The following is a 26014-nucleotide window of genomic DNA, read 5'->3' on the forward strand; positions in this document are numbered from 1 at the left end:
GCCGTCCATGCGACCCTGCCACCCCCCGGCGGTTTACGCGACGGAACCGGCGCCGTCCTCTTGCTGCCGACAAGGGGCGGGCGGTCGGAAATCACCTCAAGAGATGGATTTTACCCATTGCTGTCATTGGATTTTCACAAACCCATGCCACAGAGCCGCTGTTTCCGGCGCGGTGCTTGCCTGCCGCCTGCCATACCAAACCGACCAGTTGCGAATTGACACCCCGGCCCCCGGCAGGTGACAAATCCGCACAGGGAGGCGGATGGCGCATGGCGGGCCCTGGCCCAGCTGCTGCCGTCCGGGAACGATGACGCCGCAAGGCACGACTCGGAGGATACCATGCAGAAAACCCCATTCTGGCTTGCAGGGCTGATGGCGCTGCCCGTCGCGGCCGAGGCCAAGACCGAAATCTCGTGGTGGCACGCCATGACCGGCGCCAATGCCGAGGTGGTGACCAAGATCGCCGGCGATTTCAACGCAAGCCAGGCCGATTACGAACTCAAGCCCGTCTTCAAGGGCACCTATCCCGAAACGCTGAACGCCGGCATCGCCGCCTTCCGCGCGGGCCAGGCCCCCGACATCATCCAGGTCTTCGACGTGGGCACCGGCGTCATGATGGGCGCGCAGGGCGCCATCAAGCCGGTGGCCGAGGTGCTGCAGGAAGGCGGCTACGAATTCGACAAGAGCCAGTATCTGCCCGGCATCGTCGGCTATTACTCGACGCCCGAGGGGGACATGCTGTCCTTCCCCTACAACTCCTCCTCGCCGATCCTGTATTACAACAAGGACATCTTCGAAAAGGCGGGGCTGGACGTCGAGAACCCGCCCAAGACCTGGGCCGAGGTCTGGGCCGCCGCGCGCAAGATCAAGGAATCGGGGGCGGCGACCTGCGGCTATACCTCGACCTGGCTGACCTGGATCCATACCGAGAACTTCGCCGCCTGGAACAACGTCAGCTGGGGCACGAACGAGAACGGCCTGGCCGGCACGCCCGAGCTGAAGATCGACGGGCCCCTGTTCGTCAAGCATTTCCAGGAGCTGGCGGACCTGGCGAAGGAGGGCGTCTTCGTCTATGGCGGCCGCACCAGCGAGGCCAAGCAGAACTTCACCTCGGGCGAATGCGGCATCCTGACCGAAAGCTCGGGCGGGCTTGGCGACATCGTCAAGTCGGGCATGAACTACGGCATCGGCCAGCTGCCCTATGACGAGACCGCCGAGGGCGCGCCGCAGAACACCACGCCGGGCGGCGCCTCGCTTTGGGTGATGGGCGGCAAGTCGGACGAGACCTACAAGGGCGTCGCCGCCTTCTTCAACTACCTGTCCCAGACCGAGGTGCAGCAATACCTGCACGAGCAATCGGGCTATCTGCCGGTGACGATGGCGGCCTACGAGGCGACCAAGGGCTCGGATTTCTACCAGCAGAACCCCGGCCGCGAGACGCCGATCCTGCAGATGATGGGCAAGCAGCCGACCGAGAACTCCAAGGGCGTGCGCGCGCCGAACCTGCCGCAGCTGCGCGACATCCAGAACGAGGAGTATGAAAAGATGCTGGCCGGCCAGCAGGATGCGGCCACGGCGCTGAAGAACGCCGCCGAGCGCGGCAATGCCGCCATCCGCGAGGCCGCCGGCGGCTGAGGCCAAGGGGCGGGCGTTCCGGCGCCCGCCCGATGCGACAAGGGGGACGGATGAGACGCACGGTCTTTCCGCACAAGCTGCTGCCCTGGCTGCTGCTGGCGCCGCAGCTGGCGATCACGCTGATCTTCTTCTACTGGCCGGCGGCGCAGGCCTTTCGCCAGTCGGTGCTGCGCGAGGATGCCTTTGGCCTGAAGACGACCTTCGTCGGGCTGGCGAATTTCCGCAAGGTGCTGGGCGATCCGAACTACCTGAACTCGGTCCGGGTGACGGTGGTGTTTTCGGTGCTGGTCGCCTTTTGCGCCATGGCGATCGCGCTGTTCCTGGCGGTGCAGGCGGAAAAGATCGTCCGCGGCAAGGGGTTCTATCGCACGCTGATGATCTGGCCCTATGCGGTGGCGCCCGCCATCGCCGGCATGCTGTGGCTGTTCATGTTCAACCCCAGCTTCGGCACGCTGGCCTGGCCGCTGCGGCAGATGGGCATCTACTGGAACCCGCTGCTGGACGGCGAACAGGCGATGGCGCTGGTGGTCGCGGCCGCGACATGGAAGCAGATCAGCTACAACTTCCTGTTCTTCGTCGCCGGCCTGCAGGCGATCCCCCGCTCGCTGCTGGAGGCGGCGGCCATCGACGGCGCCTCGCGCCGCCATGCCTTCTGGACCATCACCTTCCCGCTGCTGGCGCCGACGACCTTCTTCCTGCTGGTGGTGAACACGGTCTATGCGCTGTTCGACACCTTCGGCATCATCCATGCCGTGACCGGCGGCGGCCCCGGCAAGGCGACCGAGACGCTGGTCTACAAGGTCTATAACGACGGTTTCGTGAACCTGATCATGGGCGACAGCGCCGCGCAATCGGTGATCCTGATGATCATCGTGATCGCGCTGACCGCCTTCCAGTTCCGCTTCATCGAAAGGAGGGTGCATTATGGCTGAACCCTCCCCCCTGGCCGCGCGCGGCGCCGGGCGGCTGCTGGCGCATCTGTGGATGGTGCTGGGCGTGATCGTGGTGGCCTTTCCGGTCTATTACGTCTTCGTCGCCTCGACCCATTCGGTGCAGACCATCCTGCGCCCGCCGCTGCCCCTGCTGCCCGGACCCGAGGCGGCGCGGAACTATTCCGACGCCTTCTCGGGCGGGATCAGCCGCATCGGCGGGGTCAGCCTGTGGCGGCTTCTGGCCAATACCACCATCGTCGCCATGGGCATCGCGCTGGGAAAGATCGCGATCTCGATGGCCTCGGCCTATGCCATCGTCTTTTTCCGTTTTCCGCTGCGCATGGCCTGCTTCTGGCTGATCTTCATCACCCTGATGCTGCCGGTCGAGGTGCGCATCCAGCCGACCTACAAGGTCATGGTCGACCTGGGCCTGATCGACACCTATCCGGGGCTGATCCTGCCGCTGATCGCCTCGGCCACCGCGACGCTTCTGTTCCGGCAGTTCTTCATGACCATCCCGGACGAGCTGCTGGAGGCGGCGCGGGTCGATGGCGCCGGGCCCTGGCGGTTCTTCAAGGACATCCTGTGGCCGCTGTCGCTGACCAATGTGGCGGCGATCTTCGTGATCCAGTTCATCTATGGCTGGACGCAATACCTGTGGCCGCTGCTGGTCACCAATTCCAACGAAATGAACACCATCGTCATCGCGCTGAAGAAGATGATCTCCTTTGCCGATGCCGATACGCCCTGGAACCTCGTGATGGTCACAAGCGTGCTGGCCATCCTGCCGCCGATCCTGGTGGTGGTGCTGATGCAGCGCTGGTTCGTCAAGGGCCTGGTCGAGACGGAGAAATAGATGGCCCGCATCCTGCTCAACGACGTCCGCAAGAGCTATGCGGGAAACCAGGTCATCCACGGCATCACCATGGAGATCGCCGACGGCGAATTCGTGGTGATCGTCGGGCCGTCCGGCTGCGGCAAGTCCACGCTCCTGCGCATGGTGGCGGGGCTCGAGGCGATCAGCGCCGGCACGGTCGAGATCGGCGGCAAGGTGGTCAACGAGCTTGAGCCGCGCCAGCGAGACATCGCCATGGTGTTCCAGAACTACGCGCTTTATCCGCATATGTCGGTGCGCGAGAACATGGCCTACGGGCTCAAGATCGCGAAGCTCCCGAAAGCCGAGATCGAGGCCCGCGTCGCCAAGGCCGCGACCATGCTGGAGCTGGAGCCCTATCTGGACCGCAAGCCGCGCGCGCTGTCGGGCGGCCAGCGCCAGCGCGTCGCCATGGGCCGGGCGCTGGTGCGCGAGCCCGCCGCGCTGCTTCTGGACGAGCCGCTGTCGAATCTCGACGCCAAGCTGCGGGTGCAGATGCGCCTGCAGATCAAGGAGATGCACTTGCGCACCGGCCAGACCACGCTTTACGTCACCCATGACCAGGTCGAGGCGATGACGCTGGCCGACCGGCTGATCGTGATGAACAAGGGCGTGGCCGAGCAGATCGCGACGCCGCTCGAGGTCTATCAGCGACCGGCCAGCGAATTCGTGGCCGGCTTCATCGGCTCGCCGGCGATGAACATCTTCACCGTCTCGGCGGCCGAGGGGCGGGCCACGCTGCCCGGCGGGGCGGTGCTGCCGCTGCCGGGCCTGCCGCGCGGCGGCGATCTGCGGCTTGGCCTGCGTCCCGAGCATCTGCGGCCCGCCGCGCCGGGCGAGGCGGCGATCCCGGTCGTGCTGCGCTCGGTCGAACGACTGGGCGCCGATGCCTTCGGCTATGGCATGATCGAGGGCTCGGACGTGCCCCTGGTGCTGCGCCTGCCCGGCACCAGCGGGCTGGCGCGCGGCGACCGGGTCGAGGTGGCGCCCGATCCGGGGCACCTGCATTTCTTCGATGCGCAAGACGGCCGGCGCATCGAGGGCTGAACCGGGCTGAACCGGGCTCAGCCGGCCCCGGCCAGCGCCTTGTCCAGCGCGGCGAAGATCGGCCGGGTCAGGCCTTGCGGCTTGCGCGTCACGCCGGCCCAGCCGCGTTCCTGCGCCGCCTGGGTGTCGAAGGCGCGAGCGGTGGTGATCCCGGCCAGCTCGTCCCAGCCGACCGGCGCCGCCACCGGGGCGCCCGGCCGCGCCCGCACCGAAAACGGCGCCACCGCCGTCGAGCCGCGCTCGTTGCGCAGCCAGTCGATGAAGATCCGGCCCTTGCGGCTGGCCTTGGCCAGTTCCACCGTATAGCGGTCCGGTTCGTCCTGCGCGCAAAGCGCGGCGAAGCCGCGGGCGAAGCGCTTAAGATCGCCCCAGCCGATGCTGCGGCGCAGGGGCACCACCAGATGCACCCCCTTGCCGCCGGTCAGCATCGCCCAAGGGTCAAGGCCCAGGTCCAGCAGCCGGCCGCGCAGCGACAGCGCGGCGTTGCGCACGGCGTCGAAGCCCAGCCCCTCGTCGGGGTCGAGGTCGAAGACCAGCCGGTCGGGCCGCTCCAGCCGGTCGCGGCGGGCGGGCCAGATGTGGAACTCGACCGTGCCCATCTGCACCGCGGCGACCAGCCCGGCCGCGTCGGCGACATAGGCATAGGCCGCATCCTCGCCGTCGCTTTCGGTGATCCGCATCTGCCGGATCGCCTTGGGAAAGCCCTTGCCGGGGTGCTTCTGGAAGAACCGCTCGCCCGCCATCCCGTCGGGCAGGCGCAGAAGCGACAGCGGGCGGTCCGCGGCCTCTTCCAGCATCAGCGGCGCGATCCGCTGGTAATAGCGCGCCAGCCCCGCCTTGGTCAGCCCGGCCTTGCCCGGCCCGGCATCGTCAAAGATCACCCGCTCGGGATGCGAGATGGTCACGCCTTCGATCCGCTCGGTCATCGCCGGCTCCTGCGCTGCCTTTCGGGACCAACGCCGGCACCGGGGCCGCGGTTCGCCGCCGGTCCGGTTTGCGCTTGGCCGCGCCGCACCTATATCCCTCGCTGCAATGCGAAAGGGATAGGTTGAATGATGGACGAGGCGCAGCAACCCGGCCGGGCGGGGCCGATCCTGCATTTCCGCGGCATGGCGGGGCAGGGCATCCGGCTGGCGGCCATCGTCATCCGGCCGAAGGACGAGCCCGCGCCGCCGCCGATCCGCCTGTCCGGCAGCGAAATCCCGCCGCGCCGCATCGCCGAGATCGCCGGCATCGCCGCCTGGCGCCACGATTTCACCCTGACCCCGGCGGATCGCGGCTATGAGTTCGAGGGCCGTTTTCATGCGGTTGCGACCGATCTGTCGGGCGACCTGCGCCTGGCCTTCGTCTCTTGCAACGGCGAGGAGAACGGCGACCTGGACCGCGACGGCGCCGAGCGCAATCTGATGTGGACGCGGCTGGCGCGCGACCATGCCCAGGCGCCCTTTGCGTTGCTGTTGCAGGGCGGCGACCAGATCTATGCCGACGAGGCGACGCAGGGCCATCCGCTGAGCCAGGACTGGCCCGACAAGGTGCCGCAGGTGGAGGATCCCGCCCAGCTTGCCGATCTGGCCGCGCATCTGCGCCGCCGCTTCGTCGCCCGCTATCTGCATGTGCTGCAGGCGCCGGGCTATGCCGCGATGGCGGCGCAGGTGCCGGCGCTGTCGGTCTGGGACGACCATGACATCTGCGACGGCTGGGGCTCGCTGCCCGAGAAGCGCAGCCGCTCGGCCGTGGGCCAGACCCTGTTCGCCGTCGCGCGCGAAACCTATCTGCTGTTCCAGCACGGCGCGGTCGAAAGCGACATTCCCGAGCTGTTCCTGGATGCCTCGGGCGCGAGCCTCAGCTGGAAGCGCGAATTGCCCGGCCTGACCATCGCCGCGCCCGACCTGCGGTCCGAGCGCCACCGCCATCGCATCATGGGGCCCGCCGGCTGGCAGGCGGTCGAGGCGCTGGCGCCGCAGGGCGAGCAGGTGTTCCTGGTCTCCAGCGTGCCGCTGCTGGGTCCGCGCCTGTCGCTGCTGGAGCGGGTGATGATGGCCATGCCGCGCATGCAGCATTACGAGGACGACCTGCGCGACCAGTGGCAAAGCCGCGCGCATCGCGCCGAATGGCGGCGGATGCTGGGCGAGGTGCTGAAATGGCGCACCCGTGCCCATGTCACCGCGCTGTCGGGCGAGATCCATCTGGCGACCCGCGCCGTCATGGGGCCGGATGCGCAGCGGGTGCATCAGCTGGTCGCCTCGGGCATCTCGCATCGCGCGCCGCCGCAGGCCTATGCCCGCGCGCTGGGGCTGTTCGCGGGGCTGGGCGAGGCGCCCTTGCCCCGCCATCCGATCCGCATCCACCCGCTGCCCGGCCAGCGCCACCGCTATGTGGCGGAACGGAACTACCTGACCCTGGCCCGCCAGGACGGGCGCTGGCAGGCGGTCTGGCACCTGGAGGACAGCGGCGATACCCCGGCGCTGGATCTGTCCGACTGACGCCGGCGGGCGGTTGCGCCGCCCGCCAAAGCCCGCTATGTCGGGCGCCCATACCGGTCGCAGCCTACCCGGTCATCAAAACAAGGGTCACATCATGAAGACGACAGTTGTCTGCTCGGGCGGACTCGATTCCGTGTCGCTGGCGCATATGGTCGCGGCGCAAGGGAGCCTGACGCGCCTGATCTCCTTCGACTACGGCCAGCGCCACCGCAAGGAGCTGGATTTTGCCGCCGCCGCCGCCCGGCGGCTGGGCGTGCCGCATCACGTCATCGACATGCGCGGGGTGGGGGCGGTGCTGACCGGCTCGGCCCTGACCGGTGGGGCCGAGGTGCCGGACGGGCATTATGCCGAGGAAACCATGCGCATCACCGTGGTCCCGAACCGCAACGCCATCATGCTGACCATCGCCTTCGGCATGGCGGCGGCGATGGGCGACGAGGCGGTGGCGACCGCCGTGCATGGCGGCGATCATTTCATCTATCCCGACTGCCGCCCCGCCTTCACCGAGGCGTTCCAGCACATGCAGGACGCCGCGCTCGACGGCTATGCGCAGCTGCGGCTGCTGACCCCCTTCGTGCATCGGACCAAGGCCGACATCGTGACCGAGGGCGCGCGCCACGGCACGCCCTTTGCCGAGACCTGGTCCTGCTACAAGGGCGGGGCCGTCCATTGCGGGCGCTGCGGCACCTGCGTCGAGCGGCGCGAGGCCTTCCACCTGGCCGGCATCCCCGACCCGACCGCCTATGAGGATGCGGATTTCTGGCGGCAGGCCATTGCGGAACGGGGGCGGGCCTGATGTTCCGCATCGCGAAGGAGTTCCATTTCTCGGCCTCGCACCAGCTTGCGCATCTGCCGCCGGACCACCAATGCGCCCGGCTGCACGGGCACAATTATGTCGTGGTGGTCGAGCTGGCCGCCGCGGAACTGAACGCCGACGGTTTCGTGCGCGACTATCACGAGCTTGCGCCGCTGAAGCATTACATCGACACGCATTTCGACCATCGCCACCTGAACGAGGTGCTGGACGGCCCCTCGACCGCCGAGAACATGGCGCGGCATTTCCATGACTGGTGCAAGGCGCGCTGGCCCGAGACGGTGGCGGTCCGGGTCTCGGAAACGCCCAAGACCTGGGCCGAGTATCGGCCATGACGCTGCGCATCGCGGAAATCTTTGGCCCGACCATCCAGGGCGAGGGCGCGCTGATCGGCGAGCCCACGGTCTTCGTCCGGGCGGGGGGCTGCGATTATCGTTGCGTCTGGTGCGACAGCCCGCACGCGGTGGAGAGCCGCCACCGCCACGAATGGCGGCCGATGAGCGCCGAGGCGGTCTGGGCCGAGGTGCGGCGCCTGTCCGGCGGCCAGCCGCTGACCGTCTCGCTGTCGGGCGGCAATCCGGCGATCCAGGACTTCGCCCCGCTGATCGCGCTGGGGCGGGCGGCCGGCTATCGCTTTGCCTGCGAAACGCAGGGCTCGGTCGCGCAGCCCTGGTTCGCGGATCTCGCCATGCTGGTGCTGTCGCCGAAACCGCCGTCGAGCGGGCAGGTGGTCGATTGGGACGCCTTCGACCGCTGTGTGCAGGCGGGCGAGGGCGCGGGGCAGCGGGTGCTGAAGATCGTGATCTTCGACCAGGCCGACCTGGACTGGGCGCACGAGGTCGCGGCCCGCCATCCCGACCTGCCGCTTTACCTGCAACCCGGCAACCCCGAGACCGACCCCGCCCTGCCGGTCGATCCGCAGGCCCTGGCCGACCGGCTGCTGTGGCTGGTCGAGAACACGGTCGGCCGCGGCTGGCTGAAACCGCGCATCCTGCCGCAGCTGCATGTCCTGATCTGGGGCAACCGGCGCGGCGTCTGACATCCCGGAGGGAAACCATGACCGAGACGATCTACAGCGGCCTCAAGCAATTGGGCGGCGCCACCCGGCTGCCCGAAAGCCCCGACCAGGCCGAGCTGGAGCGGGTGCAGAACCCGCAGGCCGACGTGGCCTATAACGTGCGCTTCACTGCGCCCGAGTTCACCTCGCTCTGCCCGATGACGGGGCAGCCGGATTTCGCGCATCTGGTCATCGACTATGTGCCGGGCGACTGGCTGGTCGAATCGAAATCGCTGAAGATTTACCTTGGAAGCTTCCGTAATCACGGCGCTTTCCACGAGGATTGCACCGTCTCGATCGGCCGGCGGCTGGCCGGGTTCCTTGCGCCGCGCTGGCTGCGCATCGGCGGCTATTGGTATCCGCGCGGCGGCATGCCCATCGACGTGTTCTGGCAGACCGGCCCCATGCCCGAGGCGGTCTGGATCCCCGACCAGGGCGTGCCGCCCTATCGCGGCCGCGGCTGAACCCCCACCCATCCCTGCAAGAAACTATCGGTCGGCGCGGTCCCGGAGTATCGGGCCGCGCCGATTTCGCTTGACAGCTTGGCGGCGAGTATGTGAGCATTTGCCCATCGCATTAGCAAATGCTGATCCGCAGGGGAGGACAATCGAATGAGCATGATGCTGCGCGGCCTGATGGGGGCCTGCGCCATGACGGCGCTGGCGGTGCCTGCAGTGGCCGAGACGCTGACCATCGCCACCGTGAACAATGGCGACATGATCCGCATGCAGAAGATGACCAAGCCGTTCACCGACGCGAACCCGGACATCCAGCTGGAATGGGTGACGCTGGAAGAGAACGTGCTGCGCCAGCGCGTCACCACCGACATCGCCACCAAGGGCGGGCAATACGACATCGTGACCGTCGGCAATTACGAGGTGCCGATCTGGGCCAAGCAGGGCTGGCTGCTCGCGCTCGAGGACATGGGCGAGGCTTACGACGCCGCCGACATCCTGCCCCCCATCGCCGAGGGGCTGTCGCTGGACGGCAAGCTTTACGCCGCGCCCTTCTATGGCGAATCCGCGATGATCATGTATCGCACCGACCTGATGGAAAAGGCCGGGCTGGAAATGCCCGAGCGCCCGACCTGGGACTTCGTCTTCGACGCGGCGCGCAAGATGACCGACAAATCGGCCGAGGTCTATGGCATCTGCCTGCGCGGCAAGGCCGGCTGGGGCGAGAACATGGCCTTCCTGACCTCGATGGGCGCCAGCTACGGCGCGCCCTGGTTCGACATGGAATGGAAGCCGCAATTCTCGGGCGAGGCCTGGAAGAAGGCGCTGACCGATTACGTCGCCGTCATGAACGAGGCCGGCCCGCCCGGCGCCTCGTCGAACGGCTTCAACGAGAACCTGGCGCTGTTCCAGACCGGCAAATGCGGCATGTGGATCGACGCCACCGTGGCCGCCAGCTTCGTGTCGAACCCCAAGGACTCGACCGTTGCCGACAAGGTGGGCTATGCGCTGGCCCCCGAGGGCGAGAAGCCGCAGATGTGGCTCTGGGCCTGGACGCTGGCGGTTCCGTCCTCGACCGACGCGCCGGATGCCGCGAAGAAATTCGTCGCCTGGGCAACATCCAAGGCTTACACCGAGCAGGTCGCGGCGGAAGAGGGCTGGGCGAACGTCCCGCCCGGCACCCGGACCTCGCTTTACGAGAACCCCGCCTATCTTGAGGCCGCGCCCTTTGCCAAGCCGACGCTGGACAGCATCATGTCGGCCGACCTGAAGAACCCGACCACCGTCGAGGTGCCCTATATCGGCACGCAATGGGTGGGCATCCCCGAGTTCCAGGCCCTTGGCACCGCGGTCGGCCAGCAATTCTCGGCCGCCCTGGCCGGGCAGGCCAGCGTCGACCAGGCGTTGCAGATGGCCCAGCAGATCGCCGAGCGCGAGATGGCCAAGGCCGGCTATCCCAAGTGACGCCCGGCCCGGCCTGACGGCCGCGAAACGGCGCAGGGGGCGGCAAGCCCGGCCCCTGCCGCAATCCGAACCCTCATCGCTCGCGTGGGAGGCGCGCCGATGGCTACCCGACATCAGAAAACACTCGCGCGCCTGATGGTCGCGCCCTCGGTCCTGCTGCTGCTGGGCTGGATGATCGTGCCGCTGGCCATGACGCTGTGGTTCAGCTTCCAGAGCTACAACCTGCTCTCGCCCGGCATGGAACAGTTCATCGGCTGGACCAACTACAAGTATTTCCTGTCCGATCCCGCCTTCTGGACGGCGATGCAGAACACGCTGCTGCTGGTCGGGGGCGTGCTGGTCATCACCGTCGGCGGCGGCATCCTGCTGGCCTTGCTGCTGGACCAGCCGATGTTCGGGCAGGGCGTGGTGCGCATCCTGGTGATCGCGCCCTTCTTCATCATGCCGACCGTCTCGGCGCTGGTGTGGAAGAACATGTTCATGAACCCGGTCAACGGGCTTTTCGCCTGGCTCGCCAAGGCGGTGGGGGCGCAGCCCATCGACTTTCTGGCACAGTATCCGCTGCTGTCGATCATCCTGATCGTCGCCTGGCAATGGCTGCCCTTTGCAACGCTGATCCTGCTGACCGCGCTGCAATCCTTGGACAGCGAGCAGATGGAGGCGGCCGAGATGGACGGCGCCGGCACCTGGGCCAAGTTCACCCACCTGATCCTGCCGCACCTGTCGCGCGCCATCACCGTGGTGATCCTGATCGAGACCATCTTCCTGCTTTCGGTCTTTGCCGAGATCCTAGTCACGACCAACGGCGGCCCCGGCTACCAGTCCACCAACCTGACCTATCTGGTCTATAGCCAGGCGCTGCTGCAATTCGACGTGGGCGGCGCATCCGCCGGGGGCATCATCGCCGTCATCCTTGCCAATATCGTCGCGATCTTCCTGATGCGGATGATCGGCAAGACGCTGGAGTAAGAACCATGGCCCGCAAAGTCACGAATAGTCGCCGCTGGACCTTCACCATCCTGGCCTGGGGCGTGGCGCTGCTGATCTTCTTCCCGATCCTGTGGACGATCCTGACCAGCTTCAAGTCCGAGGCCGATGCCATCGCCAGCCCGCCCAAGTTCCTGTTCTTCGACTGGACGACCGAGAACTATGCCGAGGTGCAGTCCCGCTCGCCCTATTTCCGGCATTTCATGAACTCGGTCATCATCTCGGTCGGCTCGACGCTCTTGGGCCTGCTGATCGCCATTCCGGCCGCCTGGTCGATGGCCTTCCAGCCGGCCAAGCGGACCAAGGATCTGCTGATGTGGATGCTGTCGACCAAGATGATGCCGGCCGCGGGCGTGCTGATCCCGATGTATCTGCTGTTCCGGTCCTGGGGCCTTCTGGATACGCGGCTGGGCATCACCGTCGTGCTGATGCTCATCAACCTGCCGATCATCACCTGGATGCTCTATACCTATTTCCGCGAGATCCCGTCCGAGATCCTCGAGGCGGCGCGGATGGACGGCGCCAGCCTGATGAAGGAGATCCTGCATGTGCTGACGCCGATGGCGGTCCCCGGCATCGCCTCGACCCTGCTGCTGAACGTCATCCTGGCCTGGAACGAGGCGTTCTGGACGCTGAACCTGACCACCTCCAGGGCGGCGCCGCTGACGACCTTCATCGCCAGCTATTCCAGCCCCGAGGGGCTCTTTTATGCGAAACTTTCGGCGGCCTCGACCATGGCCATCGCCCCGATCCTGATCCTCGGCTGGTTCAGCCAGAAGCAACTCGTGCGCGGCCTGACCTTCGGCGCGGTGAAATAAGGAGGAAACCATGGGTAGCATCACGCTTCAACAGGTCCGCAAGAGCTTTGGCGATGTCGAGGTCATTCCGGGCGTCGATCTGGAAATCAACGACGGCGAGTTCGTCGTCTTCGTCGGCCCCTCGGGCTGCGGCAAGTCCACGCTGCTGCGGCTGATCGCCGGGCTCGAGGACGTGACCTCGGGCCAGATCATGATCGACGGGCGGGACGTGACCCATGCGCCGCCCTCGCAGCGCAAGCTGGCGATGGTGTTCCAGTCCTATGCGCTCTACCCGCATATGTCGGTCAGGAAGAACATCGCCTTTCCGCTGAAGATGGCCGGCATGGCCGCGGCCGAGCAGGAGCGGCGCGTCCAGCACGCGGCCGGCATCCTGAACCTGACCGATTACCTGGACCGCCGTCCCGGCCAGCTGTCGGGCGGCCAGCGCCAGCGCGTCGCCATCGGCCGGGCCATCGTGCGCGAGCCCTCGGCCTTCCTCTTCGACGAGCCCTTGTCGAACCTCGACGCGGCGCTGCGGGTGAACATGCGGGTCGAGATTTCCGAGCTGCACAAGAAGCTGGCGACGACCATGGTCTATGTCACCCACGACCAGGTCGAGGCGATGACCATGGCCGACAAGATCGTCGTCCTGCGCGCCGGCCGGGTCGAGCAGGTGGGCAGCCCGCTGGAGCTTTACCGCAAGCCCGCCAACCGCTTCGTCGCGGGCTTCATCGGCAGCCCGAACATGAACTTCATCGAGGGCGAGGCCGCGGCGCGCCTGGGCGCCCATGCCATCGGCGTGCGCCCCGAGCATTTCGCCATGTCCACCACCGACGGCGCCTTTGCCGGCACGGTGGGCGTGGCCGAGCATCTGGGCTCGGACACCTTCCTGCATGTCGAGCTGGACGGCGGCACCCCCATCGTCGCGCGAGCGGCGGGCGAGTTCCCGGTGGACCACGGCGACCGCATCTGGCTGACCCCGCAGGAGGGCCGGGTCTATCGCTTCGATCAGCAGGGGCAGGCGCTTTGACGGCAGCCCCGTCGGGGTCGCCGCCGCGGCCCCATCCTCACAGATCAGAACCGGGATGAATTCGGATGGACAGGCTTTCCAACCAGACCCTTGACCGCCTCGGCCAGCCGGTGCCGGGCTATGACCGCGCCGCCCTGCGCCCCGGCATCCTGCATTTCGGCGTCGGCAATTTCTTCCGTGCCCACCAGGCCGCCTATCTGGACCGGCTGATGAACATGGGGCTGGCGCAGGACTTCGCCATCATCGGCGCCGGCGTCATGCCGGGCGATGCGCGGATGCGCGACACGCTGGCGGCGCAGGATTACCTCTATACGCTGGTCGAGCAATCGGCCTCCCGCTCGGACGCGCGGGTGCTGGGGCCGATCATGGACTATATCGCGCCCGGCGACCATGGGCGGGTGATCGCCGCGCTGGCCGATCCGGCGATCCGCATCGTGGCGCTGACCATCACCGAGGGCGGCTATTTCATCGACGCCGCCACCGGGCATTTCGACAGGGCGCATCCCGCCATCGCCGCCGATGCGGCTAATCCCGACGCGCCGCAGACCGTCTTCGGCCTGATCGTCGCGGGGCTCAGGGCGCGCCGCGCGGCGGGGCACGCGCCCTTCACCGTCATGTGCTGCGACAACATCCCGCATAACGGCAACGTCACCTGCGAGGCGGTCGTGGAAACCGCGCGGCTGTCGGACCCGGAACTGGCGGGGTGGATCGCCGCGACCGTGGCCTTCCCGAACGCCATGGTGGACCGCATCACCCCGGCCACCAGCGACCGCGAACGCCGCATGGTGCGCGAGGATTTCGGCATCCAGGACGAGGCCCCGGTCTTTTGCGAGGATTTCATCCAATGGGTGCTGGAGGACAACTTCCCCGCCGGCCGGCCGCCGCTTGAGAAAGCCGGTGTCGAGTTCGTCGCCGACGTGACGCCATGGGAACTGATGAAGATCCGCATCCTGAACGGCGGCCATGCGGTGATCGCCTATCCGGCCGGGCTTCTGGACATCCATTTCGTGCATGAGGCGATGGAGGACGCGCAGGTTCGCGCCTTCCTGGAAAAGATCGAGGCGGACGAGATCATCCCCGCCGTGCCGCCGGTGCCCGGCACCGACCTGCAAGCCTATTTCGCCAAGGTGGCCGAGCGCTGCGCCAATCCCAAGATCGGCGACACGGTGTGCAGGCTGTGCCTGGACGGCTCGAACCGGCAGCCCAAGTTCATCGTGCCGACCATCGCGCATCGGCTTGAGCGCGGGTTGCCCGTGGACGGGCTGGCGCTGGAATCGGCGCTCTGGTGCCGCTATTGCGCCGGCACCAGCGACAGCGGCGCCGTGATCGAGCCGAACGATCCGAACTGGGACCGGCTGGTGCAGGTGGCGCAGGCGGCCCGGACCGACCCCTCGGCCTGGCTCGACATGGCCGAGATCTATGGCGAGACCGGCCGCGATCCGCGCCTGGCCGAACCCTTTGCCCGCTGGCTCGCCATGCTGTGGGACAAGGGCACGCGCGCGACGCTCGACGCCTATCTCAAGGGCTGAGGGCTTGGCGCGCGGGCTGATCTTCGACTGCGACGGGGTGCTGGTCGATTCCGAGCCCCTGGCCGCGGCCGAGATCGAGGCGCTGCTGCAAGGGCTGGGCGCGCCGATCACCCGCGCCCGCATCTATGACGAGTTCCTGGGCCGTTCCTTCTCGACCATCGTCGAGGCGGCGCGGGACCAGGGCGTGGACCTGGGCCCGGCGCTGCCCGGCTATGCCGAGGCCCTGGCGCTGCGTTTTCGCCGCGAATTGCGCCCGGTGCCCGGCATGGCCGAGGCGCTGGCGCAACTCTCGGGGCCGCGCGCCGTGGCATCCTCCAGCGCGCCCGAGCGGCTGCAGCTGTCGCTGTCGCTGACCGGGCTTGCGCCGCTGTTCGGGCCGCATGTCTATTCCGCGACGCAGGTGGCGCGCGGCAAGCCCGAGCCCGACCTGTTCCTGTTCGCCGCCCGGCACCTGGGCATTGCCCCGGCCGATTGCGTGGTGATCGAGGACAGCCCGGCCGGGCTGCGCGCGGCCCGCGCGGCGGGGATGCGGGTGATCGGCTTTCTGGGCGGCAGCCATGCCGCCCCCGCGCGCCTGGCCGAAAAGCTGGCGGCGCTGGCCCCCGATGCGCTGATTGACCAGGCGCGGGATTTGCCCAAGACTTTGGCCGGTCTGGGCTAGGGAAGGGGAATCGGCGTGCTGATCGGGGCCGTGGATGTGGGCTCGGCCCGCGCGCGAGCGGGGCTTTTCACCCCCGACGGCCGGCTGGTCGCCCGCGCAAGCCGCGGCTTCGCCACCCTTCCGGGGCCCGACCGGCAAGCCATGCACGATTTCGCCGAGATCTGGCGGGCCGTGGCCGAGGCCCTGGCCGAGGCGCGGCGGCAGGCCGGCGCCAGCCCGGCGCAGGTCGGCGCGCTGGCCTTTGACGCCACCTGCTCGCTGGTGGTCGAGGCGCCGGGCTTTGCCCCCGACGTGATCGCCTGGCACGACCACCGCGCCGTGGCCGAGGCGGCCGAGCTGAGCCGCATCCCGCATGAGATCGTCGCGCGGGCCGGCGGCTCGGTCTCGCCCGAGATGCAGACGCCGAAGCTGATGTGGCTTCGCCGCCACCGGCCCGAGGTCTGGGCGGCGCTGACGGGCGTGCGCGACCTTTGCGACCACCTGGCCTTTCGCGCCACCGGCATCGAGGCGCGTTCGCTTTGCGCCGCGGCGGCGAAATGGCCCTGGCTGCCCGACCGCGGCGGCTGGCAGCAGGACTTGCTGGACCGGGCCGGGATCGCCGATTTCCCGCGCCCCGGCCCGGTCCTGCCGCCCGGCACGCGCATCGGCCCGCTGTCGCCGCAAGGCGCGGCCGAGCTGGGGCTGGAGCCCGAGACGCTGGTCGCCGCCGGGCTGATCGACGCCTTTGCCGGCGCGCTCGGCGCGGCACCGGAGATGCCGGCGCTGATCGCCGGCACCTCGAATTGCGTCATGGCGACGGGGCTGGCGCCGCGCGCGGCACTGTGGGGGCCCTATCCGGGCGCGATCCTGCCCGGCGAAAGCGTCAGCGAGGGCGGCCAGTCCGCCACCGGCGCGCTGCTGGAGCGGGTGCGCGGGCTTTACCCGCAGCCGGCGGGCCATGACGACATCCTGGCCCGGATCGCCGCCGATCCCGAGCCCGAGCCGGACCTGCATGTCCTGCCCGACATCAAGGGCAGCCGCACGCCCTTTGCCGATCCGCTGCTGCGCGGTGCGATCCACGGCCTGACGCTGGAGCGCAGCCCGCAGGCGCTGGACGCACTGTATTGGCGCGCGGCGGTGGGCATCGCGCTGGGGACCCGGCAGGTCATTGCCCATATGGGGCTGGCGCCCGCCGCGCTGGCCATGGCCGGGGGGCAGGCGCGCTCGGCCCTGCTGCGCCAGCTCTATGCCGATGCCATCGGGGCCGAGATCCACTGGCAGCCCGAGGATGCGGTGCTGCGCGGCACCGCCATCGCCGCCGCCGCACCGCTTCTGGGCGGCATCCGCGCGGCGCGGGTGCGCTTCGCCCGCCCGGTCGAGATCACCCGCCCCGAGCCCGCCCCCCGCGCCCGGCGCGAGCGGGACTGGCGCATCTTCCTGCGCATGCAGCAGCAGCGCGCCGAGATCGCGGCGATGTAGGGATCAATCGGCCAGCAGCGCCGCCCCGGTCTCGGCATCGGTGATCAGCCCGCTGACCAGCCCGCCGCGCAGCGCGCCGCGGATCGCCGGCACCTTTTCGACGCCATGGGCGGCGCCGATGACCAGCGTCGTCTCGCGCGGGGGGATCGGGGCCGAGGCCACGCGGTCGTTGCTGAGCCCCGGCACCAGCGCGCCCTGCGCGTCATAGGCCCAGCCGGTGATCTCGCCCACCGCGCCGGCCGCGACCAGCGCGTCCAGGTCGGGCTGCGACAGGAACCCGTCCAGCATCAGCGGCGCGCGCGCGCCCACCGTGCCGATGCCGACAAAGGCCACCGCGGCCTCGGCCGACATGCGGATCAGTCGCTCGATGCTGGGCTGGCCGTTGACCGCCTGCCGCTCGCGCACGCTGGGGGCGATGACCGGCAAGGGCAGGGGAAAGCTGCGCGCCGTCACCAGGTCCGAAAGCGTGAACAGCACGTTGTAATAGGCGGTCGAGCCGTCGGGCGCGATATTGCCGGTCAGCGAGACGATGCGGTGCTGCGGGCAGTCGATATGCGGCAATTGCGCGATGGCGCTGCGCAGGGTGCGGCCGGTGCCGATGGCCATGGTCATCGGCTCGGGGCGGCGCAGCCATTGCTCGATCGCATCGGCCAGCATCAGCGCCACCCCGGCCTCGGGGGCGTCCGAAGGGGCGATCTGGCAGAACGCCAGCGCGTATTTGCGCTGCAATCCGGCGGCGATATCCATGCAATGCGCGAAGGGATGGTCGATGCGGATCTTGACGATGCCCTCGGCCATGGCCTGCGCCACCAGGCGCTGCGCGGTCTGGCGCGAGATGCCCATGATCCCCGCGATCTCGTCCTGGGTCTTGCCCGCGACATAGGAAAGCCACGCCGCCTTGGCCGCCTGTTCCAGTTTCCGGCCCTGGTTCGACATGGATGGGGCTTTTCCGTCTTTCGCGCTGGTTCGGGTCGCTTTTGCGGTTCCTGTGTAGCGTGCCTGTGGCCCGGCTGTCCAGCGCACCCCGCGCGGGCCGGGGCTGCGGCAAAAGCGCCCCGGATAAAATATGACCTTCACATTCATGTTTGATCGGCCTATGCAGGCGGGGTCATTCCGGCGCGTCCGCAGCCCATGCCCGCCGCCGCTATGCCGCATCGCAAGCCCTGTGCCAGCCGTCTCATTGCCACCCTCGCGCCGCGCATTGCCGTGGGCGCTGTCCCCTGCGGGAAGATCAAGGACGTGCCGACATGGACGCTGACGACAAGACGAAACGCTTTGCGCGAATGATCCCCGCCCTGACCGGGCTGGCGGCGGCCGGGCTGTCCTTGCAGGCCGGGGCCGCCCTGGCGCAATCGGCCGCGCCCGGCGCGGTGATCGTGCTGGACGAGATCGAGATCCGCGCCGACACCACCGCGCGGCGCTTCGAGGCGACGCCCGGCGCGGTCACGCTGATCGACCGCAGCGAGGCCATGGGCGAGGCGGCGCCGACGCTGGCCGATACGCTGTCCGAGGTGCCGGGCGTGGTCGTGCAGGAATTCTTCGGCGGCAACGACCAGCCGCGCATCCAGATCCGCGGCTCGGGCCTGCAGCAGAACCCGGCCGAGCGCGGCTTGCTGATCCTTCAGGACGGGATGCCGGTGAACCGCGCCGACGGCTCCTATGTCGTGGGCCTTGCCGCGCCGGGCCAGGCCGAGAGCATCGAGGTGTTTCGCGGCGCCGCGGCCAACCGCATCGGCGCCAACGTGCTGGGCGGCGCGATCAACTTCGCCTCGCCCTCGGGGGCGACTGCGCCGGGGATGCGGCTCAGCTTCGGCGGCGGCAGCTTCGGGCGGGGCGAGGTCGCGGGCAGCTATGGCATCGACGGCGAGCGGGCCGATGTGCTGCTGCGCTTCGAACATGCGCAGAAGGACGGCTATCGCGACTACAACGGCTCGCGCCGCAGCGCCATCGGCGGCAACGTCACCCTGCAGACCGGCGAGGCGGTGACGCGGCTGTTCTTCAGCCATACCGACCTGGAATTCGACGTGGCCGGGCCGCTGACCTGGGACGCGATCCAGAACGATCCCGAAAGCAACCACGCCGGCCCGGTGATCGTCGGCGGCGTGCCGGTCGGTCCGGGACCGAACGTGCTGCGCGACCAGCCGCGGCGCGACACCCGCCAGACCCTGGCAGGCGCGCGCACGACGCTGGAGCGCGGCGAGAACATCTATGACTTCGGCCTGAGCCTGTCGCGGACCGACGACAGCTTCGCCTTTCCCATCTCGGCCGGGTTCCGCGACACCGAGGGCAGCGACGCCACGCTGACCGCGCGCTACAGCCGGCTGGGCGAGGGGGAATTGCCGCTGTTCGAGACCGGGCTGACCTGGTCCTTCGGCAAGGCCGACCGCGATTATGACCACAACCTGGGCGGCGCGCGCGGCCCGGCCTTCGGCCGCAACCGCCTGACGGCCGATACGCTGTCCATCTTTGCCGGGGCGAACCTGCCATGGGGCGGCTTCACCCTGTCGCCCTCGATCGCCTTCAACCATGCCAGCCGCGAAAGCGAGGATCGCTGGACTGCCGCGACCCGGCCGACCGTGGCCTACAGCCCTATGAACCCCGGCATGCGCCTGCCCGATGGCGCGGTGCCGGCGACCTCGACCAGCTACGACCGCAGCTATAGCGGCTTCACCCCGGCGCTGGCCCTGTCCTGGGCCCCGGCCGAGGGGCAGTTCGCCTGGATCTCGCTGGCGCGCGGCTTCGAGCCGCCGACCCATGACGACCTGCTGGGCACGGTGGGCGGCACGCCCAACAGCGGGCCGGGCCGGCCGAACCCCGCCGATCCCGCCGCGCCTGCGGCCATGTTCGCCACGCCTGATCTGGAGGCGCAGACCTCGATCACGCTGGAGCTGGGCTGGCGCGGGACATGGCAGCGCCTGTCCTGGGACGCGACCGTCTATCACGCGCGGCTGAAGAACGAGCTGCTGTCGCTGCGCGACGTGACCGGCGCCACGCTCGCCTCGGTCAACGCCGGGCGGACGCGGCACAGCGGGGTCGAGCTTGGCCTGTCGGGCGAGCTGACGGAAACGCTGTCGGGGCGGCTGGCCTGGACCTGGCAGGATTTCCGCTTCGACGACGATCCCTTGCGCGGCGACAACCGCATCGCCGGCGCGCCGCGCAACGTCGTCACGCTGGCGCTGGACTGGCGCCCGGTCGAGCGGCTGACGCTGCGCGGCAAGCTGCATTGGGTGCCGGGCAAGACGCCGGTGGACAACATGAACACGGTCTTCAACGATTCCTATGCGCTGGTGGACCTGGGCGCCGAATATGCCCTGACCGAGAATGCCGCGGTCCATGTCGAGGTCACGAACCTGACCGATGAACGCTATGCCGCCTCGACCCTGGTGCTGGACCAGGCGGTGGCGGGGCAGGCGGCCTTCATCCCCGGCGAGGGGCGGGCCTTCTACCTGGGCACGCGGCTGCGGTTCTGATGATGGCGGTCGCCGCTTTCGCCCCGTCGCCGCCCGCCCCCCGGATCTGGCCCCAGGCCGGGCCGCGCCGGGCCCTGGCGCGTGCCATTGACCGCCTGGCGCGGGCCGTGCTTTTGTGCGGGCGGATCGAGGAAGCCCCCTGCATGCGACTGACCAGCTTTTCGGATTACGCCCTGCGCCTGCTGATCTATGCGGCGCGGCATCCCGACCGGCTGGTCACGATCGAAGAGGCGGCCGCCGCCTATGACATCTCGCGCAGCCACCTGACCAAGGTGGCGAACGTGCTGACGCGGGCGGGGTTCCTGAACTCGGTCCGCGGCCGCTCGGGCGGGTTGGAGCTGGGGCGCGACCCCGCCGTGCTGCCCCTGGGCGAGGTGCTGCGCGTGACCGAGCCGGACATGGCCGCCGCCGAATGCTTCGGCCCCGAAGAGATCCGCGACCCGAACCGCCCCGGCGCGCTGGACGCGGCGATCCGCGACGCGCTGGCCGCCTTCCTGCAAGTGATGGACCACCGCACGCTGGCCGACCTGCTGGCCGAGGAACAGGAGTGAGCCATGGTTTTTCCCGCCTTCTTCGCTGATGCGCCGGCGATCCGGCTCCGCGATCCCCTGGCGGGCTTCCTGGGCTCGGCCGAGGACGGGGTGATGACCTATCGCTATGCTGACGCCGTGCGGCTTTGCGGCCATTCCTGCCCGGTGGTGGCCGGGGCCTGGCTGATGGCGCTGGCCGGGCTGGAATGGCTTTACGGCGACGACCTGCCCGAACGCGGCGGCATCGAGGTCCACATGCGCGACGGCGTCGGGCAGGGCACGACCGGGGTCGTCGCCTCGGTCGCGACGCTGCTGACCGGCGCGGCGGCCGAGGGCGGCTTTCACGGCATCGGCGCGGGGCACCTGTTCGCGCGCCGCGGGCTCTTGCGCTTCGAGGCGCCGATCGACGGGGTGATGGCGCTGCGCCGGCGGGACAATGGCGCCGGCGTGGTCGTGGACATCGACACCGGCCGTGTGCCCCACGATCCCGCCATGGCCGAGCTGATGCCGCGCGCGGTCGCGGGGCGGGCCGAGCCGGCCGAGCTGGCCCGTTTCGCGGCGCTGTTCCAGGACCGGGTGCGGCGGATGCTGGCGGCCGCCGACGATCCCAAGCTGGTCCATCTCTACGACTGGCCCGCGGCATGAGCCTGCCGGCCTGGCCCGACGACGCCGCGCCCTATCGGCGCACGCCGGAGTTCACCCAGGCCAGCGTGCCCAAGGGCCTCTTGCGCGCCCATGCGACCCGGCCCGGCACCTGGGCGCGGCTGCATGTGCTTGAGGGCGGGCTGGTCTTTCGCGACCTGGTCGACGGGGCCGAGCTGCTCTTGGGGCCGGGCATCCATCCGCTGATCCACCCCGAGCGGCTGCACGAGGTCGCGGCTGCGGGCCCGGTGCGGTTTTTCATCGAGTTCTGCGCCCGGCCGGGGGATTTCGCGGCGCCGGCCTGACCTAAATCAAGGACGGTCGGTCCCGGCGGCCTATGGTATCGTCAACCCCGCGCCAGCCCTCCGCCAGCGATCCCCCGTTCATCTTGCGACTGCCAGGAGGGCAGACATGTCCCAAACCCCTCGCCATCCCTCGCGCCGCGCCCTTCTTGCCGGGGCCGGCGCGCTTGCCGCCACCCTGGCGGCGCCCGGCATCCTGCGCGCAGCACCCCTGGCGCGGCTTGCGCTGTTCGGGCCGCCTGCCGGGCCCAGCATCACCCTGGCCCATGCCGTGGCCAGCGGCGCGCTGAAGGACCTGTCGGCCGAGGTGTCGCTGACCGTCTGGCGCACCCCGGACGAGTTGCGCGCCGGGCTGACCTCGGGGACCATCGACCTGTCGGTGGTGCCGGTGCAGGTCGCCGCGAATCTCTATAACCGCGGCATGGGGCTGCGGCTGGTCAATACGATGACCGACGGGCTGCTGTTCATCGTGGCCGAATCCGGCGTGGTCGCCGATTTCGCCGGGCTGGAGGGCAGGCGCCTGGCCGTGCCCTTCGTCAACGACACGCCCGATTTCGTGCTGCGCGCGCTGCTGGCGCGGCAGGGCATCGCCGACAAGGTGCAGCTGGTGCCCGTCGGCAGCCCCATCGAGGCGGCGCAGATGCTGCTGGCCGGCCAGATCGAGGCGGCGCTGCTCAGCGAGCCGGCCTCCAGCGTGGCGATCATGCGCGGGCGGACCGTGGGCAAGGCTTTCGCGCGGGTGATCGACCTGCAAGAGGAATGGGGCCGGCAGGGCGATGTCGGCCCGGTGCTGCCGCAGGCCGGGCTGGCCGCGACCGATGCCTTCATGGCCGGCGGCGCCGAGCTGCTGGCGCCGTTGCAGGCCGCGCTGGCGCAGGCGAACGGCGAGGTGCTGGCCGATCCGGTGCAGGCCGCGACCGAAGCCGCCGGCGCCCTGGACATGCCCGCCCCGATCCTGGCGCTGTCGGTGCCGCATTCCCGGCTGGCCGTGCGCCCCGCCGGCGAGGCGCGGCCGGCGATCGAGGCGATCCTGTCGCTGATGGCCGAGACCGATGCCGCGATCATCGGCGGCAAGCTGCCCGACGACGGGTTCTATCTGCTGTGAGCCTGCTTTCGGCCTGTCTCGACCGGCTGGCGCGGCTGGGCCGGTTCCTGTGGTCGGCCTGGGCGGGGCTCGCGGGCCTGGCGCTGATCGGCGCGCTGTGGCAGGCCGGGCACGAGGCCTATGGCGATTTCATCCTGACCGCGCCGCTGGACACGCTGGCCGCGGCGGCGCGGCTTATGCACGAGGGCAGGGCGCAGGAACTGCTGGCCCTGACCACCGCCCGCGCGCTGGCCGGCTTCGGGCTTTGCGCGCTGATCGGCACGCTTTTCGGGGTGGCGGCGGGCTATTCCCCGGCCACGCTGCGGCTGTCGCGGCCGATCCTGACCCTGCTTCTGGGCGTGCCGCCCATCGCCTGGATCGTGCTGGCGATGATCTGGTTCGGCCCCTCGGACCTGACCGTGGCGGTGACGATCCTGATCTCGGCCACGCCGGTCGTCTTCGTCGGCGCGGTCGAGGGGGTGGTGACGCGCGACCGCGGCCTGGACGACATGGCGCAGGTCTTTGGCGCCGGGCCGCTGCGGCGCTTCCTGTTCGTCTCGGCCCGGCAGATTTCGGCGCAGCTGTTCCCGGCGCTGATCCTGGCGCTCGGCTCGGCCTTCAAGGTGGCGATCATGGCCGAGCTGCTGGCCAATGCCGGCGGCATCGGCGGCGCGCTGGCGCGGGCGCGGGCCATGCTGGACATCGCCGAGGCGCTGGCCTGGGTCAGCCTGGCCGTCGCCGCGCTGATCGCGGTCGAATACGTGCTGATCCGCCCTGTCCGGGCCGAGCTGGAGCGCTGGCGCGAGGCCGCAGCGCCCTGGGGCGTCAAGCGATGAGCCTGCTGGAACTGAACCGCATCGGCCACGCCTTTTTCGGCCGCACCGTGCTCGAAGGCATCACGCTGGGCGTCGCCCGGCAAGAGATCGTGGCGCTGGTCGGGCCGTCGGGTTCGGGCAAGTCCACGCTTGCGCATATCGCTGCCGGGCTGGTCGAGCCGCGCGAGGGGCGCATCGCCCGCCACTACCTGCGCCACGCGATGGTCTTCCAGGAGCCGCGGCTGATGCCCTGGGCCACCGCGGCCGGCAATATCGGCTTTCCGCTGCGCCTGTCGCGCGCGCCGCGCCGGATGCGGCGCCGGGTGATCGCCGATGCCGCCCTGCGCGCCGGCCTGCTGCCCGAGGATCTGGGGAAATACCCGTCCGAGCTTTCGGGCGGCATGCGCCAGCGCGCCGCCATCGCCCGCGCCCTGGTGACGGACCCGGATTTCATCTATTTCGACGAACCCTTCACCGCGCTGGATGTGGCGCTGAAGCGGCGGATGCAGGATCTGGTGGTCGAGGCCGCCGCCTCGGCGCGCTTCGCCGCGCTCTTCATCACCCATGACCTGCTGGAGGCGATCCGCATCAGCCACCGCATCCTGGTCCTGGACGCGGGCGGGCGCGGCATCGCCGGCGAGCGCCTGCCGCCGGGCAGCCCCGGCACCCGCGACGAGGCGGCGATCTTTGCCCTGCGCCAGCACTACCTGACCGCCGACCCGCTGTTTGCGCATATCCACGACATCGACGAACGGCTGCGCCCATGACGCCTCCGCTGCACCGCGTGCTGTCCGACGAAGGCTTCCGGCTGTTCTTTCCGCTGGCGGCGCTGCATGCCGGGCTGTGGCCGCTCGTCTGGGTCGGGCTCTGGTCCTTCGACCTGCCCCTTGCGCGGCAGATCCCGGCCGGCATCTGGCATGCGAACGAGATGATCTTCGGCGCCTGGGGCGCGGCGCTGCTGGGCTTTCTGACCACCGCCGCGCCGGAATGGAGCGACACCCCCCGCCTGCGCGGACGGCCGCTTTGGGTGCTGGCCGCACTTTGGGGCCTGGCGCGGATCGCGGGGCTTCTGGGCGCGGACCTGCTGGTCCTGCCGGCGATGCTGGCGGACCTGGCCTGGCTGGTGCTGCTGCTGGCCTATCTGCTCAAGGTCTCGCTGCAGCAGCGGACCACGCGGCTGCTCAGCTTTGCGGGCTGGCTTTTCGCGCTGGCGCTGGCCGGGCTGATGGCGCGCATGGCGATGCTGGCCGGGCAGGCCGAGGCGGCGGCGGAATGGCTGCGCATCGCCGGGCTGGTGTTTCTGGGGCTGCTGTCGCTGGCGCTGGCGCGCATCAGCGTGCCGGTGACGAATATCGTGCTGGACCCCAGCGAAAGCACCTCGCCCTTCCGGCCGCATCCGGGGCGGCTGAACCTGTCGGCCGGCTTGGTGGCGCTGGCCCTGGCGGGGCAGGTCGCGGGGCTCTCGCCGGCGGTCGCGGGCTTTCTGTGGATCGCCGCCGGCGCCGCCTTCATGGACCGCATGGCCGAGGGCTTTGTCGGTGCCGAGGCGTTTCGCGCCGAGATCATGGTGCTGATGGCGGCGGCGGGATTTGCCGGCGCGGGGCTGCTGGGCTTGGGTGCCGCCGCGCTTGGCGCGCCCTGGGCCGAGGCCGGGCCGCTGCATTTGGCGCTGATGGGCGGCCTGGGCCTGGGCGTGCTGGCGGTGCTGGCGATCGCCGGGCGGTTCCATACCGGGCAGGGGCTTGGCCTGAACCGGCCGACCCGCGCGGCTTTCGTGCTGGCCGGACTGGCGGTGCTGCTGCGCGCCCTGCCCGAGATGGGGCTGATGCCGTGGCCGCCCGGCCCGCTGCACCTGCTCGCCGCCCTGCTGTGGGCGGCGGCGTTCCTGCTGTGGCTGGCCGATTACTGGCCGGCGATACGCCGCCTGCCCTAGGGGGACGGGCGGCGC

Annotated in this window: 26 protein-coding genes; 24 read left to right on the top strand and 2 right to left on the bottom strand. The window is 69.6% G+C overall.

The features are described 5' to 3' along the window. The first annotated feature begins 339 nt into the window (after nucleotides 1-339). The 4 genes from ugpB to KF941_RS22390 are packed head-to-tail and all read left to right on the top strand — an operon-like array spanning nucleotide 340 to nucleotide 4488. Complete coding sequence (gene ugpB, locus KF941_RS22375) at nucleotides 340-1635, top strand: sn-glycerol-3-phosphate ABC transporter substrate-binding protein UgpB (protein WP_036757728.1); 1296 nt, start codon at nucleotides 340-342, stop codon at nucleotides 1633-1635. Between the two features lie 50 nt (nucleotides 1636-1685). Continuing rightward, complete coding sequence (gene ugpA / locus KF941_RS22380) at nucleotides 1686-2567, top strand: sn-glycerol-3-phosphate ABC transporter permease UgpA (protein ID WP_036757729.1); 882 nt, start codon at nucleotides 1686-1688, stop codon at nucleotides 2565-2567. Next, entirely contained in the window at nucleotides 2560-3423 is an 864-nt protein-coding gene (gene ugpE / locus KF941_RS22385) for a sn-glycerol-3-phosphate ABC transporter permease UgpE (RefSeq protein ID WP_036757731.1), read from the top strand. The genes ugpA and ugpE overlap by 8 nt, the downstream gene beginning before the upstream one ends. Continuing rightward, on the top strand, nucleotides 3424-4488 hold the full coding sequence (locus KF941_RS22390) for a sn-glycerol-3-phosphate import ATP-binding protein UgpC (protein ID WP_036757733.1): 1065 nt from the start codon (nucleotides 3424-3426) through the stop codon (nucleotides 4486-4488). A gap of 17 nt (nucleotides 4489-4505) precedes the next feature. On the opposite strand, the gene ligD is transcribed toward KF941_RS22390, so the two are convergent. Continuing rightward, nucleotides 4506-5414 (bottom strand): non-homologous end-joining DNA ligase, encoded by a 909-nt coding sequence (ligD, locus tag KF941_RS22395; protein WP_240540515.1) that lies wholly within the window; start codon nucleotides 5412-5414, stop codon nucleotides 4506-4508. Between the two features lie 126 nt (nucleotides 5415-5540). On the opposite strand from ligD, the gene KF941_RS22400 reads away from it, so the two are divergent. The 12 genes from KF941_RS22400 (at nucleotide 5541) to KF941_RS22455 (ending at nucleotide 17223) form a co-directional block, all read left to right on the top strand. After that, a complete protein-coding gene (locus tag KF941_RS22400; RefSeq protein ID WP_214274554.1) occupies nucleotides 5541-6971 on the top strand; it encodes an alkaline phosphatase D family protein in 1431 nt (476 codons plus the stop codon). Between the two features lie 94 nt (nucleotides 6972-7065). Next, nucleotides 7066-7767, top strand: a complete 702-nt coding sequence (gene queC / locus KF941_RS22405; protein ID WP_214274555.1) for a 7-cyano-7-deazaguanine synthase QueC — start codon at nucleotides 7066-7068, stop codon at nucleotides 7765-7767. Continuing rightward, nucleotides 7767-8120, top strand: coding sequence for a 6-pyruvoyl tetrahydropterin synthase family protein (locus KF941_RS22410; protein ID WP_072463689.1), 354 nt, complete (start codon nucleotides 7767-7769; stop codon nucleotides 8118-8120). Before queC ends, KF941_RS22410 begins: the two co-directional genes overlap by 1 nt. Then, nucleotides 8117-8824 (top strand): 7-carboxy-7-deazaguanine synthase QueE, encoded by a 708-nt coding sequence (gene queE / locus KF941_RS22415; protein ID WP_072463690.1) that lies wholly within the window; start codon nucleotides 8117-8119, stop codon nucleotides 8822-8824. Before KF941_RS22410 ends, queE begins: the two co-directional genes overlap by 4 nt. Before the next feature lie 17 nt (nucleotides 8825-8841). Further along, entirely contained in the window at nucleotides 8842-9306 is a 465-nt protein-coding gene (queF, locus tag KF941_RS22420; RefSeq protein WP_214274556.1) for a preQ(1) synthase, read from the top strand. A 147-nt stretch (nucleotides 9307-9453) separates the two neighbouring features. Continuing rightward, nucleotides 9454-10761, top strand: coding sequence for a sugar ABC transporter substrate-binding protein (locus tag KF941_RS22425; RefSeq protein ID WP_214274557.1), 1308 nt, complete (start codon nucleotides 9454-9456; stop codon nucleotides 10759-10761). A gap of 99 nt (nucleotides 10762-10860) precedes the next feature. Then, a complete protein-coding gene (locus tag KF941_RS22430; RefSeq protein ID WP_036757744.1) occupies nucleotides 10861-11730 on the top strand; it encodes a sugar ABC transporter permease in 870 nt (289 codons plus the stop codon). Between the two features lie 5 nt (nucleotides 11731-11735). Further along, nucleotides 11736-12566 carry a carbohydrate ABC transporter permease gene (locus tag KF941_RS22435; RefSeq protein WP_036757746.1) on the top strand — a complete coding sequence of 277 codons (831 nt, stop codon included), beginning with the start codon at nucleotides 11736-11738 and terminating at the stop codon, nucleotides 12564-12566. 10 nt (nucleotides 12567-12576) lie between these two features. Further along, complete coding sequence (locus tag KF941_RS22440; RefSeq protein ID WP_214274558.1) at nucleotides 12577-13575, top strand: ABC transporter ATP-binding protein; 999 nt, start codon at nucleotides 12577-12579, stop codon at nucleotides 13573-13575. Between the two features lie 65 nt (nucleotides 13576-13640). Beyond that, nucleotides 13641-15104, top strand: coding sequence for a mannitol dehydrogenase family protein (locus KF941_RS22445; protein ID WP_214274559.1), 1464 nt, complete (start codon nucleotides 13641-13643; stop codon nucleotides 15102-15104). Between the two features lie 4 nt (nucleotides 15105-15108). Then, nucleotides 15109-15765, top strand: a complete 657-nt coding sequence (locus tag KF941_RS22450; protein WP_116220756.1) for an HAD-IA family hydrolase — start codon at nucleotides 15109-15111, stop codon at nucleotides 15763-15765. A 15-nt stretch (nucleotides 15766-15780) separates the two neighbouring features. After that, nucleotides 15781-17223, top strand: a complete 1443-nt coding sequence (locus tag KF941_RS22455) for an FGGY-family carbohydrate kinase (RefSeq protein ID WP_214274560.1) — start codon at nucleotides 15781-15783, stop codon at nucleotides 17221-17223. Nucleotides 17224-17226: 3 nt separating this feature from the next. Here KF941_RS22455 and KF941_RS22460 read toward each other — a convergent pair whose 3' ends face one another. Beyond that, nucleotides 17227-18159 carry a sugar-binding transcriptional regulator gene (locus KF941_RS22460; RefSeq protein ID WP_114535884.1) on the bottom strand — a complete coding sequence of 311 codons (933 nt, stop codon included), beginning with the start codon at nucleotides 18157-18159 and terminating at the stop codon, nucleotides 17227-17229. Between the two features lie 311 nt (nucleotides 18160-18470). On the opposite strand from KF941_RS22460, the gene KF941_RS22465 reads away from it, so the two are divergent. From KF941_RS22465 to KF941_RS22500, 8 genes are all read left to right on the top strand, one after another. Further along, nucleotides 18471-20693 (top strand): TonB-dependent receptor, encoded by a 2223-nt coding sequence (locus KF941_RS22465; protein WP_214274561.1) that lies wholly within the window; start codon nucleotides 18471-18473, stop codon nucleotides 20691-20693. Between the two features lie 143 nt (nucleotides 20694-20836). After that, nucleotides 20837-21244, top strand: a complete 408-nt coding sequence (locus KF941_RS22470; RefSeq protein ID WP_036757796.1) for an Rrf2 family transcriptional regulator — start codon at nucleotides 20837-20839, stop codon at nucleotides 21242-21244. A 3-nt stretch (nucleotides 21245-21247) separates the two neighbouring features. Then, nucleotides 21248-21868 carry a hypothetical protein gene (locus tag KF941_RS22475; RefSeq protein ID WP_214274562.1) on the top strand — a complete coding sequence of 207 codons (621 nt, stop codon included), beginning with the start codon at nucleotides 21248-21250 and terminating at the stop codon, nucleotides 21866-21868. Then, complete coding sequence (locus KF941_RS22480) at nucleotides 21865-22170, top strand: DUF1971 domain-containing protein (RefSeq protein WP_214274563.1); 306 nt, start codon at nucleotides 21865-21867, stop codon at nucleotides 22168-22170. Before KF941_RS22475 ends, KF941_RS22480 begins: the two co-directional genes overlap by 4 nt. 106 nt (nucleotides 22171-22276) lie before the next feature. Next, nucleotides 22277-23272, top strand: a complete 996-nt coding sequence (locus tag KF941_RS22485) for an ABC transporter substrate-binding protein (protein ID WP_214274564.1) — start codon at nucleotides 22277-22279, stop codon at nucleotides 23270-23272. After that, complete coding sequence (locus KF941_RS22490; protein WP_072463698.1) at nucleotides 23269-24087, top strand: ABC transporter permease subunit; 819 nt, start codon at nucleotides 23269-23271, stop codon at nucleotides 24085-24087. Before KF941_RS22485 ends, KF941_RS22490 begins: the two co-directional genes overlap by 4 nt. Continuing rightward, the gene (locus KF941_RS22495) at nucleotides 24084-24833 is read left to right on the top strand and encodes an ABC transporter ATP-binding protein (RefSeq protein WP_214274565.1); all 750 of its coding nucleotides are present in this window, start codon (nucleotides 24084-24086) and stop codon (nucleotides 24831-24833) included. Before KF941_RS22490 ends, KF941_RS22495 begins: the two co-directional genes overlap by 4 nt. Then, nucleotides 24830-25999 (top strand): NnrS family protein, encoded by a 1170-nt coding sequence (locus tag KF941_RS22500; protein WP_214274566.1) that lies wholly within the window; start codon nucleotides 24830-24832, stop codon nucleotides 25997-25999. Before KF941_RS22495 ends, KF941_RS22500 begins: the two co-directional genes overlap by 4 nt. Nucleotides 26000-26014 lie beyond the last annotated feature (15 nt).

Origin of the sequence: Paracoccus sp. pheM1 (assembly GCF_018499825.1) — a bacterium.
GTDB classification, from domain to species: domain Bacteria; phylum Pseudomonadota; class Alphaproteobacteria; order Rhodobacterales; family Rhodobacteraceae; genus Paracoccus; species Paracoccus versutus.

Coding starts and splice junctions, on each gene's coding strand:
- KF941_RS22440 (WP_214274558.1), top strand. CDS start 12,577: ATGGGTAGCATCACGCTTCAACAGGTCCGCAAGAGCTTTGGCGATGTC.
- KF941_RS22400 (WP_214274554.1), top strand. CDS start 5,541: ATGATGGACGAGGCGCAGCAACCCGGCCGGGCGGGGCCGATCCTGCAT.
- queC (WP_214274555.1), top strand. CDS start 7,066: ATGAAGACGACAGTTGTCTGCTCGGGCGGACTCGATTCCGTGTCGCTG.
- KF941_RS22465 (WP_214274561.1), top strand. CDS start 18,471: ATGGACGCTGACGACAAGACGAAACGCTTTGCGCGAATGATCCCCGCC.
- KF941_RS22470 (WP_036757796.1), top strand. CDS start 20,837: ATGCGACTGACCAGCTTTTCGGATTACGCCCTGCGCCTGCTGATCTAT.
- ugpB (WP_036757728.1), top strand. CDS start 340: ATGCAGAAAACCCCATTCTGGCTTGCAGGGCTGATGGCGCTGCCCGTC.
- KF941_RS22475 (WP_214274562.1), top strand. CDS start 21,248: ATGGTTTTTCCCGCCTTCTTCGCTGATGCGCCGGCGATCCGGCTCCGC.
- KF941_RS22500 (WP_214274566.1), top strand. CDS start 24,830: ATGACGCCTCCGCTGCACCGCGTGCTGTCCGACGAAGGCTTCCGGCTG.
- queE (WP_072463690.1), top strand. CDS start 8,117: ATGACGCTGCGCATCGCGGAAATCTTTGGCCCGACCATCCAGGGCGAG.
- queF (WP_214274556.1), top strand. CDS start 8,842: ATGACCGAGACGATCTACAGCGGCCTCAAGCAATTGGGCGGCGCCACC.
- KF941_RS22430 (WP_036757744.1), top strand. CDS start 10,861: ATGGCTACCCGACATCAGAAAACACTCGCGCGCCTGATGGTCGCGCCC.
- KF941_RS22495 (WP_214274565.1), top strand. CDS start 24,084: ATGAGCCTGCTGGAACTGAACCGCATCGGCCACGCCTTTTTCGGCCGC.
- KF941_RS22485 (WP_214274564.1), top strand. CDS start 22,277: ATGTCCCAAACCCCTCGCCATCCCTCGCGCCGCGCCCTTCTTGCCGGG.
- ugpE (WP_036757731.1), top strand. CDS start 2,560: ATGGCTGAACCCTCCCCCCTGGCCGCGCGCGGCGCCGGGCGGCTGCTG.
- KF941_RS22480 (WP_214274563.1), top strand. CDS start 21,865: ATGAGCCTGCCGGCCTGGCCCGACGACGCCGCGCCCTATCGGCGCACG.
- KF941_RS22435 (WP_036757746.1), top strand. CDS start 11,736: ATGGCCCGCAAAGTCACGAATAGTCGCCGCTGGACCTTCACCATCCTG.
- KF941_RS22410 (WP_072463689.1), top strand. CDS start 7,767: ATGTTCCGCATCGCGAAGGAGTTCCATTTCTCGGCCTCGCACCAGCTT.
- KF941_RS22445 (WP_214274559.1), top strand. CDS start 13,641: ATGGACAGGCTTTCCAACCAGACCCTTGACCGCCTCGGCCAGCCGGTG.
- KF941_RS22460 (WP_114535884.1), bottom strand. CDS start 18,159: ATGTCGAACCAGGGCCGGAAACTGGAACAGGCGGCCAAGGCGGCGTGG.
- KF941_RS22425 (WP_214274557.1), top strand. CDS start 9,454: ATGAGCATGATGCTGCGCGGCCTGATGGGGGCCTGCGCCATGACGGCG.
- ligD (WP_240540515.1), bottom strand. CDS start 5,414: ATGACCGAGCGGATCGAAGGCGTGACCATCTCGCATCCCGAGCGGGTG.
- KF941_RS22390 (WP_036757733.1), top strand. CDS start 3,424: ATGGCCCGCATCCTGCTCAACGACGTCCGCAAGAGCTATGCGGGAAAC.
- ugpA (WP_036757729.1), top strand. CDS start 1,686: ATGAGACGCACGGTCTTTCCGCACAAGCTGCTGCCCTGGCTGCTGCTG.